Genomic DNA, 12,722 nt, shown 5'->3' with positions numbered 1-12,722 from the left:
GACGATTCGGCTCCGCTCTCCGTCACACGTACCATCGGGGCTCCTTGACGTACGAACTGTCCGGACTCGACGTCATAGGTGAACCCGCCCCGGTCAGCGTCAAGGTGCGCTTCTACGAGGACCCGCCTTATGCGACCTACGGCCAAGATCCCCGGGACTTCCCGCGGGTGCACGCCAAACCGGGAGCTCCGTCGAAGCACCGCTATTCCCACGACGGCGCACTCTGCCTCTGGCACCCGCTCGACCCTCAAGAGCGACGCTGGACCAGCGCCAAGGGCCTTCTGGACCTCATCGAGATAGTCCGCACACACTTGTTCCTCGAACACTACTGGCGGCTCACCGGCGGTGAGCACGGCGGCCGGTGGTTGGTGGAGGATGCGCCTCACGGCATGCCGGGGAGTGATGTGTGGAGGTCTTCGCGGCGGGACAGGCGACGGGCGACGAATGGACCTGGGCGGAGACAGCAGCACTGATCGTCCCTTGCATCGCCCTCTTCGGCGCCTTCCTGACCTACGCCCTCAACCAGCGGGCCGTGCGAAGGGAACGCCGGGCCAAGACCTTCGCCGAGGCGCTGACGGCGGTCGAGGAGTACCTGGAAATGCCGTACCGCATACGGCGCCGCGCCGAGTCCTCGTCCGCCGTACGACAGCAGCTCACCGACGAGGTCAGCAGTCTGCTGGCGCGAATGGCCTTCCACCAAGCGTGGCTCCAGATCGAGGCCCCAACCGTCGCGGGCCCCTACGCGACCCTCGTGGCCACGGCGCGAGCGGAAGCCGGCGCGCAGATGAGCCTCGCCTGGCAGCACCCACCGATCACCACCGACAGCGGCATGAACCTCCGAATCCCGTACCCCCGGGACCGATCGAACGCGGCCCGAGCCACATGCATAGAGGTGATGCGCCAACACCTCTGACAGGCTGGTGATCTTGGTGCCAACTACCCCTCTTTTGTGCCAACTAAAAATCCTCGTCACACTGCTGTGACGAGGCTTTTTAGTTGGCACAAAAGCGGGATGGTTGGCACTGAGCGGAGCGCTTGGCCTGACGCGCGATGGGCTTGGCCTGTTGGCGTCCTGGGCCCGCTGACCTGCTAATTCCTCAGGGCCAGCGCAACACACAGGAGGTGATCGGTCTGGGTGGCTTCGGCCCACGTCAGCATCGTGCCGAGGTCCGCACCGTACTGGGCGGTCAGCCGCTCTGCCTGGCGCAGACCAGAGCAGAGCGTCGCCTGCAGCGCCACGGTCACGATTCCGGCACTGGCCGAGGGGGTGGGCGTCAGCCCCGGTCGCTTGATCGAGCCCGCCGCAGCCCGGACGAACTCGGAGACCTGATCTACCCCGGCGCTCCGCCGACACCGGACGTGACAAGCGGGACACGAGACCGTGCGAGGACGTGATCGCCGTTCGCCTCGGGGCGTCGGCGGATGACCTGTCACCGAACCCCGACGTACGAGTCCCGTCCTACGGGGACGCTGGTCTCCGTACATGTTCCGAGACGGGCTTCCACAGCGGGACGCCCCACGTCGCGCTGCCGGGAGAGCCGCGTCCGGCCTCCCACCGGCGACCACCGCGCTCGGCCAGCGGCGCCATGCGAGGCCGAGTGTCAGGTGGGGATTTTGCTGTTCAGGTCAGGCCACCTGTATCAGCGATCGCCTGCAAGGGTGGCCTGTTCAGCAGGCCGAGCGGGCGGCGCGGAGGATCAGTTCGGTGACGGGGGCCGGGTCGCTCACGGCGACCGCGTGGGGTGCGCGGACCCTGACAGTGTGGGCGTGGGCGCGTTCGGCCATCCACTGCTCGGCGGCCGGAGGGATGTTGCGGTCCTCGGTGGCGACGAGGTACCAACTGGGGAGCTTCTTCCATGCTGCCGCGGTGGCCTTCTCCTGCAGCGCGGCCAGGGCGATCGGACGCTGCCCCACCGCCATCACCTGAGCGGTCGTGGCAGGCACGCCGGCCGCGAACTGCTCCCGGAACAGCTCCTGCTTGATGATCAGTTCCTCGCCCTCGCCGCCTCCGGGCAGCGGGTAGTACTGGGTGCTTGTGGCCTGCGCCAGGGTGCTTCCGGGGTACTTGCCGGTGAGATCCAGGGCGCTTTCGCCGATGTCCGGTACGAAGGCGGCTATGTAGACGAGCGCTTTGACCCGAGGTGCGTCTGCAGCCGCAGCGCTGATGACCGCTCCGCCGTAGGAGTGACCCACGAGCACGATCGGTCCCGGAATGCTCTCCAGCACGCTGCGGATGTAGGCGGCGTCACTGGCCAGCCCGCGGAGGGGAAGGGCCGGCGCGAGGGCATGGTGGCCCTGCCGCTGGAGCCGTTCGACGACGGCGCTCCAGCTGGAGGCGTCGGCGAACGCGCCGTGGATCAGGACGATGGTGGGCTGCTCATGCCGGTGTCGGTGGGACGGCAGGTCCTCTGTCGGTGACGGTGAGGGAGTGGCGAACGCGGCGCCCGCAGTTCCCAGGGCGGCGGCGCCTGCCAGAAGTGAAACGGTGACGGTGCGGCGTGAGATCGGTGAGTTCATCGTTCGCTTTCTACGGTCGTGTCAAGGGGCTCGTGCTGGGCGTGGGACGGTTCACCGGGCGGTGGCCCGGACCACCTCGTGGATCAGTTCGGCGACCCGCTCGGGGTGCGCGAGCATCACCAGGTGCGAGGAGTCGACCTCGACGGTGGTCATTCCGGCTCGCTGGTAGCCGTAGCGCTCCACATCGGGGTTGATGGTGCGGTCGGCCGAGGCGACCAGACCCCAGGAGGGCTTGGTCTTCCACGCCGCGACCGGGGCCTTTTCGGCGAATGCCTCTGCGGCCAGCGGGCGTTGGGAGACGGCAAGCACGGAGGCGAGACGGGGCTCGACGTCGGCGGCGAAAATCGACGGGAACTTGTCGATCCGGACGGACACATCGGTGCCGGGCGTGGTCGAGCCCTCGATCGGGAAGGGCGTGAAGACGAGCGCGTCTGCGAGGCCGGAATCCGGGAAGCGGCCCTGCAGTTCACCGAGGCTTTCGCCCTCCTCCAGGGCGTACCCGGCCAGGTAGACCAGCGCTGCGACGTTGTCCTCCGCGCCCGCGACGGTGATGACGGCACCGCCGTAGGAGTGGCCCACCAGGACGACCGGGCCGGGAATCCGGCGGACGAGCGAGGCGATGTAGGCGGCGTCACCGAGCAGGCTGCGGTTGGGTACGGCCGGGGCCACCACGTCCAGGCCGCGGGCGATCAGCTCGGGGATGACACGGGAGAAGCTGGAGGCGTCGGCGAAGGCACCGTGAACAAGGACGACTGTCGGGCTACCGGAACGGGACATGCACAACTCCTTGTGGAGAGGGGTAGGGGGAAGCGCGCCGAGAGGCGATCCACGCATGACGTCCGGTCAGGGGCGGAACACCACAGGCACGAACGAAACCGTAAGGAGGAATGGCGAAGACGCTTTGCCTGTGAGCGCCCGAACGCTGTTCTGTACGCGCCCGTGATCGCTGCGCCTGCGGGCAAGGAGTGGTGCGCTGTGCGACCACTGGCGGCGCGGCGTCCGGCCTAGCGTGACCGAGTTACCTGCCAATCACCCGGAAACGAGGAAGCAACGCATGCCGTACATCACCGTGGGCCAGGAGAACTCCACCGCCATCGACCTCTATTACGAGGACCACGGATCCGGGCAGCCGGTCGTCCTCATCCACGGCTTCCCGCTCGACGGCCACTCCTGGGAGCGGCAGAGTGCCGTGCTGCTCGCCGCCGGCTACCGCGTGATCACCTACGACCGCCGCGGGTTCGGGCAGTCCAGCCAGCCGACGACCGGCTACGACTACGACACGTTCGCGGCCGACCTGAACGCCGTGATGGAGACCCTCGACCTGCGGGACGCCGTCCTCGTCGGGTTCTCGATGGGCACCGGTGAGGTCGCCCGATACGTGTCCACTTACGGCTCTGCCCGGGTCGCCAAGGTCGCCTTCCTGTCCTCGCTGGAGCCCTGCCTGCTCAAGACCGACGACAACCCGGACGGGGTCGCCCCGAAGGAGTTCTTCGACGGTGTCGTCGCGGCCGTCAAGGCGGACCGCTACGCGTACTACACGGCCTTCTACCAGGACTTCTACAACCTCGACGAGAACCTTGGCACCAGGATCAGCGAGGAGGCCGTCCGCAACAGCTGGAACGTCGCCGCGGGCGCCGGCTTCTTCGCCGCGGCCGCCGCGCCGTCGACCTGGTACACCGACTTTCGGGCCGACATACCGGCCATCGACGTGCCGGCCCTGATCCTGCACGGCACGGGCGACCGCATCCTGCCCGTCGAGGGCACCGCGAGGCCGTTCCACAAGGCCCTCCCGTCCGCCGATTACGCGGAGATCGAGGGCGCCCCGCACGGCCTGCTGTGGACCCACGCGGAGGAGGTCAACGCGGCACTCCTCACCTTCCTGGGGAAGTGACCGCACGGAAGCCGGGCCGCCCGTCGAAGGTGGCCCGGCTTCGGTATGTCTGCGGCTGTTGTCCCCGCTGGTAGGTCCTGCTAGGCCACCTTCTCAGGCCGGAGCGGTCGATCGGCGGCCTGGCCGAGCCGCACGACCACGGTCGGTGTCCGCTTGAGCATGGCAAGGTCCTGCTCCTGCAGGGCGATCACCAGTGCGGTCTCGGGCAGTGCCTCGGGCAGTGCGGCCAGGAGTGCCTCGGCTGTGGGGCGGTCCAGGCCGGCCACTGGCTCGTCGAGCATCAGGATCGGTGGATGTCCCAGTACGGCGCGCGCCGTGGCAAGCCGCCGGCGCTGACCTTGCGACAGCAGGCGTCCGCCGGGGCCCACCGGTCTGTCGAGCGACAAGGCCGACAGGCCGACCACTCTCAGTGCGGTCCGCAGAGCGGTGGTGTCGGCCGATGGTGCCGCCTGACGCAGATTGGCCGCGACCGTGTCGTCGGCCAGCCAGTCGTCGGCCTCGACGAGGGTGACCGTCGCGGCGATGTCCGAGGCAGGCAACTCGTGCACGGGCGTGCCGTCGAGGAGGACCGTGCCGGCAGGGGCGGGTACGCGCCCGGCCAGTTGGCCGAGCAGCGTCGACTTCCCGCTGCCGTTGGGACCGGTGACCAGGACCAGTCCGGGGCCTCGCACGGTCATCGCGAGTTCGGCGGGCGAACCGAGGAGCGGGAGGCCATCCGTCTCGACGGAGCGGACGGCCTCCCGCCGTCGGCCCGCCGGGTGCGCCTCGGCGGAGAGAGCGGCGAGGCGCCCGGCTGCGTCCCCGGCCTGAGCCAGGTGCTGCATCAGCCGGGGAAGTCTCTCCAGGAGCTCCCACCCGGCGGCCACCAACAGCACCTCGCCCACGGCGACGGCGATCGGCTGGGCCGGGGCGGCGCGCAGGACGATGACCAACACCGCCGCTTGCCCCAGGGCGGCAAGGAGACGCAGCGCCAGTCGCCCGTGCCGCTCGGCTCGGGCAGCGGCCCACTCGGCGGACTCGACGTCGGCCATGGCGCTCGTCGCCGTCCGCTGAGCCTGCGGCAGGGCGTCCAGGCACCGCAGTTCGTTGAAGGCCGCCCGGCTGCCGAGCAGCACAGAACGGAGTGCGGCCCTGGCCTCCGCGGCCTCGGCGAGGTGGGTTCGCGCACGGTGGTCGGCGTGCCGGACACAGGCGAAGCCGACAGCCAGGACGACCAGTTCGGCCACGCCCAGTACCGGCATGGCCCATAGCAGCAGTGTCACGACCAGGCACGAGGTGGTGACCGCTGCCGCCAGCGGTGCGATGACGTTCGCGGGCAGGCTGGCGACGGTCTCCACATCGGCGGTGAGCCGGGTGAGCAATGTCCCGTCGCGTTGTCCGCGCAACTCGCGAGGGGTGAGGCGGGCAGCGCCGCGGGCCAGCCGAGCTCGCAGGGCCACCTGGGTGGCCAGCAGTGTCCGGTGGTTGTCCAGGCGTTCGAGGTAGCGCAGACCGGTGCGGGTGAGGGCCAGTGCCCGGACGGCGCCCGAGGGGTACATCCAGGACCAGGTGGTGTTGGCCTGGAGGGTGACCACGGCACAGGTCGTCAGGAACCAGCCGGACACACCGAGCAGTGCTGCGCCGCTGAGTTCTGCCGCCGCGGCGAACAGCATGCCGGTCAGGAGGGCGCGGCGCGGAGCCGCTGTACGCAGCAGCCGCCAGGCGCTGATCCGGTTCATCGGGCCCTCCCGTGGTCCAGCGTGATGACGTGGTCCGCCAGCGGCAACAGCGCGGGACTGTGGGTGGCGAGCAGGACCGTACGGTCGCGGGCCAGCGTGCGCAGCGCGGACAGGACGCGCCGCTCCGCCTCCGGGTCGAGGTGGACGGTGGGTTCGTCCAGGCACAGCACAGGTGCGTCCCGCAGCAACGCCCGGACGAGAGCCAGCTGTTGGGACTGGCCGGAGGAGAGGCCGGTGCCGCGTTCGCCGAGCGGTGTGTCCAGCCCCTGCGGCAGCGCGGCCAGGAGGTCCTCGAAGCCGAGGGAGGCGACGGCGTCCAGCAGGTCATGGTCGCTCGCGGTGGGCCGGGCGAGGAGAAGGTTCTCGCGCAGGGTGCCGGGCAGCAGGTGCGCGGGCTGGCCCACCCAGGCGACCCGGCTGGGGTCGGCGGAAACCGGAAGGCGGTTCAGCAGGTGGAGGGCGCGTCCACCGTGCGGGGCGTACAGCCCGGCCGCGACGGCGAGCAGGGTGGACTTGCCGGCCCCGCTGGGGCCGGTGACGGCGAGGCACCGCCCCGGTGCGAGGTACACGCTGACACGGTCCAGCGCGGGTGCGTCCTGTCCGGGGTGATGGACCGTGACGGCTTCCAGGCACACCCCGGGTGGCGCCGCGGCAGGTCGGGCACGTCGGGCATGCCGGGCATGCCGGGCGGGTGGCAGCACGGTTTCGCGATCCGCGTCCGCGTCCAGGACCTGGGCCAGCAAGCCGGCGGCGGCGGTCGCCCGGGCGCGGGCGTGGTAGCCGGCGGCCAGGTCCCGGGTCGGCGCGAAGTAGGCGGGCACCAGGACCAGGACGAACAGCGCGGCGGACAGGCTCATGTGGTCCGGTACGACGGGCAGGTCCAGGTAGTCGAGCAGGACCAGTCCGCAGTAGGTCGCCACCACGGCGAGGGTGCCGGTGATGAGCAGTTCGACCCACGCGGTCGACAGGAAGGCGATCCGCAGTACTTTCTCGGTGCGGCCGGCGACCTCCCGGTCGTGCCGGGCCAGCGCGTCCGCCGCCTGGTCGTGTGCCCCGAGCCCGACCAGGGTGGGCAGCCCGCGCAGGTGGTCCAGCAGCCGGGCCTGGTGGGTGCGGATCGCCGTCAGTTGGGCTCGTACAGCGGTCTGCGTGCCCAGGCCGATGACCTTCACATTGGCCGGCAGCAGCGGGGTGGCGGCCAGTACGAGTAGGGCGACGAACCAGCTGCGGGAGGCGATCGCGGCCAGGGTGAGGCCGCTGCCGAGCAGCATGGTGGTCCGCGCGGGCAGGTAGTCGGTGAGCCAGTCGGTCAGCTGGCCGACCTCGCCGTCGACGGCCTGGACCAGCGCCGCGTCGTCCAGGTCGGTGCGGGCCGGGCCGCGGGCGGGCAGCGCCGTCTCGATGAGCCGGCCGCGCAGGGTCTCGCGTACGGTGCGGGAGCCGCGCGCGGCCGCCGCGTCGCCCGCGGCCAGCAGTACGGCGCGCAGCGCGACGCCGACTGCTATGAGCAGGGCGGGAAGGAGTACGGCCGCCGCGGGGTAGGGGGCGCCTTGGAACGCGGACAGGCCGCGCTGGGCGCCCCAGGAGAGCCCACCCGCCCAGATGACCGTGCCCAGCGGGGCCGCGCCGCGCAGCAGGCCCGCGCGACGCAGCTCCCGCCCGCCGACGGCCGCCCATTCCTGCAACCTGGCGGGCACCGGGTCCGCGGCCCGGTCCGCGGCGAGTTCGTCCAGGAGCACGGCGGTGGTGCTCACGAGGTGGTCTCCGCCTCGAAGCCATCAATGTCCGCGATGTCGGCGACATTCGCGAGGTCCGGGTGAAAGTACCCGGCGCGCCGGTCCCGGCGGTCGCCGACGATCCAGGCGGCCAGCGCCGTGCAGCCCAGGACGGTGACGCCGACGGGGCCGATCCAGTCGGCGACACCGCCGAACACGTCCTGGGACAGGGCCGTTGCGAGGATGCCGAGCATCACCAGCAGGGTCCGCCGCACGACCGTCCGCGCGGTACCGGAGGGCGCGAGAGAGACCGCCAAGGGGTACGTGCGGGCGTGCAGCGGCGGGATCGGACGCTCCACCGGATCGGTGTACTTGCCGCGGAAGCTCCGCCAGGCGTAGATGTTGTAGGCCAGTACGAACGGCATACACAGCCCGACGCCCAGGACCAGGAAGAGCTGGGAGGAGTGCGGGCTCGCCGCCTGATGGACAGTGAGCCCGGGCGGTACGACGACCGGTACGGAGACCACCGCCAAGCCCAGCAGCCCACACGTCATCAGCGTGGCCACGGCCGCGAACGGCCGCCAGTCGGGGCGCCGGCCGAAGCCGTACCAGGCGACCGCACCGGCCACGACGGCGGCGACGACCGCGAGCCAGAACAACACGGCCCGCCCGGGCTGGCCCAGCTGCAACTGCTGCGGGTCGGCGCTCGGCAGCACCAGGCCGAGTACGACCGCCATGACGGCGGTGAGCATCAGCAGCGACCGTCCGGTGCGGCGGACGCCCGACCGCGACCAGCCCTCGGTCTTGTCCTGCAGCCAGGCGGCCCCGGCCAGCAGGTAGACGGCGACCAGGCCGAGCGCGCACAGCACGCTGTAGAGGCTGAGCCAGTCGAAGGCCCCGCCCTGGAAGGTGCCGTTGCGTTGGTGCGGGCCGGTGAGCACGGCGCCGAGGACGAGACCTTGGCACACGGCCGCAGCGAGCGACGCCCCGCCGAACAGCAGCGCCCATCCTCGCCGGTAGCCGCCGGCCGCGCTCTGCATCTCCAGGCCCAGCCCGCGCAGGATGACGGCGATCAGCATGCCGATCAACGGCAGGTAGACGCTGGGCAGAATCACGGCGTAGGCGCCCGGCAGGCCGGCCCAGAGGACGACGCCGGCCAGGATGATCCAGCTCTCGTTGGCGTCCCAGGCGGTGGCGACGATCTCGCCGTACTCCCGTCGGCGCTCCGGCCGGGCCGCCAGGCTGAGCATGCCCACCCCGAGGTCGTAACCGTCGAGTACGACATACATGGCGAGGGAGAAGAGGACCAGGGCGTAACTGGCGTACTCAAGCAACGAGGGCCTCCGATGCGTCGGGCGAGGCGGGCCCGGTGGCCAGTGCCTCGGGGCCGGCCTTGACCGTGCGGACGATGTAGCGGGCCCAGATGGCCAGCAGAGTGACGTAGAGCAGGACGAAACCGATCAAGCTAGCGGCGACTTCGAACGTGGTCAGGTGGGAGACCGCGTCGGCGGTGCGCAGTTGGCCGTAGACCACCCAGGGCTGGCGGCCCGTCTCCGCGACGATCCAGCCGCCGGTGATGGCGATGATCCCGGCCGGGGTCATCCACACCATCCACCGCAGGAAGCGTGGGGAGTCGAACAGGCGGCGCCGCATGCGCAGGACGACGCCCGCGAAGGCGGTGGCGAACATGAGCAGCGCGGTGAAGTACATGGCGCGGAAGCCGTAGAAGGTGGTCCACATGTTGGGGCGCTCGTCGGGCGGGGTCTGCAGCAGTCCGGGCGTCGTCGTCTTGCCGCTGAGGTCCTGGGCGATGACCGAACCGAGATAGGGAATGCCGAGCTGCAGCCGGTTCTCGCCCTTGTCGGTGTCAGGGACGATCAGCACGTTGTAGCCGTTGTTGTCGCTCTTCCAGTTGCCCTCGAAAGCCTCCAGCTTGGGGAGTTGGTGCTGGCCCATGAAGACCGCCGTGCCGTCTCCCACGTACAGCTGCACCGGCATCAGAACGCCCAGCACGCCGAGCGCGATCGACAGGCAGCGGCGGGCCATGGGCTGGGCCTGGACCCGGTTCTTCACCAGGTACCAGGCGGAGATTCCGCCGACGAACCAGGCGGCGCTGATCAGCACGGCCAGCAGCATGTGCGGGAAGCGGTGGGCGAAGGCGGGGTTGAACAGGATGCTGATCCAGTCCCTGGCGTGGAACTGGCCGGCGACCTTCTGGTAGCCGACCGGGTCCTGCATCCAGCTGTTGGCCGACAGGATCCAGGTGGTGGACAGCAGCGTTCCGAAGGCGACCATCCAGCTGGCCAGGGCCATGGTGCGCGGGCGGATCCGCCCGTCCCCGTAGAGCATCAGGCCGATGAACCCCGCCTCCAGGAAGAAGGCGGTGATCACTTCCATGCCGATGGTGACTCCGATGATCGGCCCGACCGCGTGGGCCTACATGCCCCAGTTGAGGCCGAACTCGAACGTCATCACCGTGCCCGCGACCACGCCCAGGCCGAAGCCGACGGCGAAGATCTTCTTCCAGAACCGGAAGATCTGCAGGTACAGGGGGTTCCCCGTGCGCACGTAGACCGTGTACACGACGGCGAGGAGCACGGACAGGCCGACGGTGAGCGCGGGGAAGGTCATATGGAAGATCGCGGTGATCGCGAACTGCCATCGGGACAGCTCGACGACGGTTGACGAGTCCATGGGTACTCCAGGGGAGGCGGCGGTTCTTGGCGGGGCTCGCGCGTGTTCACGGCCCGCGCTGGGCGAGGCATCAGGCACGGGGCGCCCTGGTGGGCCTTCGCCGGGGGCCGCTGTCGCGTACCGGGTCCGTCGCGGCGGCCGAGTCGGCCAGGGGGAGAGGACGCGGTCGCCGCCCCGTGGCACTGACACGCTAGACGGCTGAGCGGCTACGACGATTGCCTGCGAGCGCCGGGCACTTGCCCACCGCTGCACACTTCCGGTCAGACAGGCAGCGGCCCACCACACGGACCGAGACAGGGCGCTGACGGGCAAGCTCCGCTGCACGCACAGGCATGACGGCCGTCCGGCCGGTGCCTACATTTCGGGCACCCACACAGCTGCCGGAACGAAGAGGCCCCCATGCAGTTCGGAATTTTCTCGGTGGGGGACGTGACCCCCGACCCGACCAACGCCCGTACCCCGTCGGAGCACGAGCGCATCAAGGCGATGGTCGCCATCGCGTTGAAAGCGGAAGAGGTCGGCCTGGACGTCTTCGCGACCGGTGAGCACCACAACCCGCCGTTCGTGCCGTCGTCGCCGACCACGATGCTCGGCTACATCGCCGCCCGTACCGAGAAGTTGATCCTTTCCACCGCCACGACGCTGATCACCACCAACGACCCGGTGAAGATCGCCGAGGATTACGCGATGCTCCAGCACCTGGCCGACGGCCGGGTCGACTTGATGATGGGGCGCGGCAACACCGGCCCGGTGTATCCGTGGTTCGGCCAGGACATACGGCAGGGCCTCAACCTTGCCAAGGAGAACTACGCGCTGCTGCGCCGGCTGTGGCGCGAGGACGTCGTGAACTGGGAGGGCAAGTTCCGCACGCCCCTGCAGGGGTTCACGTCCACGCCCCGTCCGGTGGATGGCGTACCGCCGTTCGTGTGGCACGGATCGATCCGCTCCCCGGAGATCGCCGACCTGGCGGCTTTCCACGGCGACGGCTTCTTTCACAACAACATTTTCTGGCCGGCCGACCACACGAGGCAGATGGTCCAGCTGTACCGGCGACGGTATGCGCACTACGGGCACGGCACGCCCAAACAGGCGATCGTCGGACTGGGGGGCCAGGTGTTCATGCGCAAGAACTCCCAGGACGCCGTACGGGAGTTCCGCCCCTACTTCGACAACGCGCCCGTGTACGGGCACGGGCCGTCGCTGGAGGAGTTCACCGAGCAGACGCCGCTGACGGTGGGTTCTCCCCAGGAGGTCATCGAGCGGACGCTGTCCTTCCGTCAGGTCGTCGGCGACTACCAGCGGCAGTTGTTCCTGATGGACCACGCGGGTCTGCCCCTGAAGACCGTTCTGGAACAGCTCGACATCCTTGGCGAGGAGGTGGTGCCCGTGCTGCGGAAGGAGTTCGCGATCGGCCGCTCGGCCGACGTGCCGGACGCGCCGACACACGCGTCCCTTGTGGCCACCGCAGCGCCCTCGAAGGGAGACACGGCCGCATGAAGCTGGTAGTCGTGTCCGCCGGCCTGAGCACCCCGTCCTCCACGCGCCTGCTCGCGGACCGTCTCGCCGAGTCGGCCCGCGGTGAACTCGCCGCTCAGGGCCACGACGTGGAGACCGACGTCATCGAGCTGCGGGAACTGGCCGTCGCCGTCGCCAACAACTTCGTGACTGGCTTCCCGGTGCCCCAACTGGCCACCGCGATCGACGCGGTGACGGGCGCGCACGGCCTGATCACAGTGACCCCCGTGTTCACCGCCTCCTACAGCGGGCTGTTCAAGTCCTTCTTCGACCTGATCGACCCGGACGCCCTCACCGGGACGCCGGTCCTCGTCGCGGCGACGGGAGGAACAGCCCGCCACTCCCTGGTCCTGGAACACGCCCTCCGCCCGCTCTTCGCCTACCTGCGTGCCGTCGTCGTACCCACCGCGGTCTACGCGGCGTCCGAGGACTGGGGATCCGGCGGTGACGAGTACACCGCGGGCCTACCCGCGCGCATACGGCGGGCGGGTGGCGATCTGGCCGCGCTTATGGCCGCCCGCCCGGCCGAGGAGGCGCCCGAGGACGACATCACCGCGCTCGAACGGCAGCTCTCCGATCTGCGCTTCGACTGAGGCCGACCCCGCAGGCCACAGAACGGGGACGCGGATTCACCGACCGAGCCGGGGCCTGCCGCGCTCGGGCTGGAGGAAG

Annotated in this window: 10 protein-coding genes and 1 pseudogene; 4 read left to right on the top strand and 7 right to left on the bottom strand. The window is 70.1% G+C overall.

Going from position 1 to position 12,722, the window contains the following annotated elements:
• Positions 1–406 precede the first annotated feature (406 nt).
• Positions 407–913 carry a hypothetical protein gene (locus ACF1A1_RS21605; RefSeq protein WP_361298708.1) on the top strand — a complete coding sequence of 169 codons (507 nt, stop codon included), beginning with the start codon at positions 407–409 and terminating at the stop codon, positions 911–913.
• 176 nt (positions 914–1,089) lie between these two features.
• On the opposite strand, the gene ACF1A1_RS21600 is transcribed toward ACF1A1_RS21605, so the two are convergent.
• From ACF1A1_RS21600 to ACF1A1_RS21590, 3 genes are all read right to left on the bottom strand, one after another.
• Positions 1,090–1,245, bottom strand: coding sequence for a hypothetical protein (locus tag ACF1A1_RS21600; protein WP_392001906.1), 156 nt, complete (start codon positions 1,243–1,245; stop codon positions 1,090–1,092).
• A gap of 423 nt (positions 1,246–1,668) precedes the next feature.
• A complete protein-coding gene (locus ACF1A1_RS21595) occupies positions 1,669–2,517 on the bottom strand; it encodes an alpha/beta fold hydrolase (protein WP_392001905.1) in 849 nt (282 codons plus the stop codon).
• Between the two features lie 51 nt (positions 2,518–2,568).
• Positions 2,569–3,294 carry an alpha/beta fold hydrolase gene (locus tag ACF1A1_RS21590; protein ID WP_392001903.1) on the bottom strand — a complete coding sequence of 242 codons (726 nt, stop codon included), beginning with the start codon at positions 3,292–3,294 and terminating at the stop codon, positions 2,569–2,571.
• A gap of 277 nt (positions 3,295–3,571) precedes the next feature.
• Here ACF1A1_RS21590 and ACF1A1_RS21585 point away from each other — a divergent pair, with 277 nt between their 5' ends.
• On the top strand, positions 3,572–4,408 hold the full coding sequence (locus ACF1A1_RS21585; RefSeq protein ID WP_392001902.1) for an alpha/beta fold hydrolase: 837 nt from the start codon (positions 3,572–3,574) through the stop codon (positions 4,406–4,408).
• Positions 4,409–4,488: 80 nt separating this feature from the next.
• On the opposite strand, the gene ACF1A1_RS21580 is transcribed toward ACF1A1_RS21585, so the two are convergent.
• From ACF1A1_RS21580 to ACF1A1_RS21565, 4 genes and pseudogenes are all read right to left on the bottom strand, one after another.
• Positions 4,489–6,126 carry an ATP-binding cassette domain-containing protein gene (locus ACF1A1_RS21580; RefSeq protein ID WP_392001901.1) on the bottom strand — a complete coding sequence of 546 codons (1,638 nt, stop codon included), beginning with the start codon at positions 6,124–6,126 and terminating at the stop codon, positions 4,489–4,491.
• On the bottom strand, positions 6,123–7,880 hold the full coding sequence (locus ACF1A1_RS21575) for an ABC transporter ATP-binding protein/permease (protein ID WP_392001899.1): 1,758 nt from the start codon (positions 7,878–7,880) through the stop codon (positions 6,123–6,125). The genes ACF1A1_RS21580 and ACF1A1_RS21575 overlap by 4 nt, the downstream gene beginning before the upstream one ends.
• Positions 7,877–9,175 carry a cytochrome d ubiquinol oxidase subunit II gene (locus ACF1A1_RS21570; RefSeq protein WP_392001898.1) on the bottom strand — a complete coding sequence of 433 codons (1,299 nt, stop codon included), beginning with the start codon at positions 9,173–9,175 and terminating at the stop codon, positions 7,877–7,879. Before ACF1A1_RS21570 ends, ACF1A1_RS21575 begins: the two co-directional genes overlap by 4 nt.
• Positions 9,168–10,535: pseudogene (locus ACF1A1_RS21565) on the bottom strand (cytochrome ubiquinol oxidase subunit I). The gene ACF1A1_RS21570 and the pseudogene ACF1A1_RS21565 overlap by 8 nt, the downstream one beginning before the upstream one ends.
• A 399-nt stretch (positions 10,536–10,934) precedes the next feature.
• Here ACF1A1_RS21565 and ACF1A1_RS21560 point away from each other — a divergent pair.
• Both ACF1A1_RS21560 and ACF1A1_RS21555 read left to right on the top strand, forming a co-directional pair.
• Positions 10,935–12,032 carry an LLM class flavin-dependent oxidoreductase gene (locus ACF1A1_RS21560; protein WP_392001897.1) on the top strand — a complete coding sequence of 366 codons (1,098 nt, stop codon included), beginning with the start codon at positions 10,935–10,937 and terminating at the stop codon, positions 12,030–12,032.
• A complete protein-coding gene (locus ACF1A1_RS21555) occupies positions 12,029–12,643 on the top strand; it encodes an FMN reductase (RefSeq protein ID WP_392001896.1) in 615 nt (204 codons plus the stop codon). The genes ACF1A1_RS21560 and ACF1A1_RS21555 overlap by 4 nt, the downstream gene beginning before the upstream one ends.
• The last annotated feature ends 79 nt before the right edge of the window (positions 12,644–12,722 follow it).

Source organism: Streptomyces sp. NPDC014995, assembly GCF_043080745.1.
In the GTDB taxonomy this organism is placed as follows: Bacteria; Actinomycetota; Actinomycetes; order Streptomycetales; family Streptomycetaceae; genus Streptomyces.
The sequence above is the reverse complement of the archived record's forward strand: the minus strand, read 5'-3'. Positions and strand labels throughout refer to the sequence as shown.

Excerpts from the sequence above, each read along its gene's own strand:
- ACF1A1_RS21585 (WP_392001902.1), top strand. The coding sequence starts at position 3,572 with ATGCCGTACATCACCGTGGGCCAGGAGAACTCCACCGCCATCGACCTC.
- ACF1A1_RS21580 (WP_392001901.1), bottom strand. The coding sequence starts at position 6,126 with ATGAACCGGATCAGCGCCTGGCGGCTGCTGCGTACAGCGGCTCCGCGC.
- ACF1A1_RS21560 (WP_392001897.1), top strand. The coding sequence starts at position 10,935 with ATGCAGTTCGGAATTTTCTCGGTGGGGGACGTGACCCCCGACCCGACC.
- ACF1A1_RS21595 (WP_392001905.1), bottom strand. The coding sequence starts at position 2,517 with ATGAACTCACCGATCTCACGCCGCACCGTCACCGTTTCACTTCTGGCA.
- ACF1A1_RS21555 (WP_392001896.1), top strand. The coding sequence starts at position 12,029 with ATGAAGCTGGTAGTCGTGTCCGCCGGCCTGAGCACCCCGTCCTCCACG.
- ACF1A1_RS21590 (WP_392001903.1), bottom strand. The coding sequence starts at position 3,294 with ATGTCCCGTTCCGGTAGCCCGACAGTCGTCCTTGTTCACGGTGCCTTC.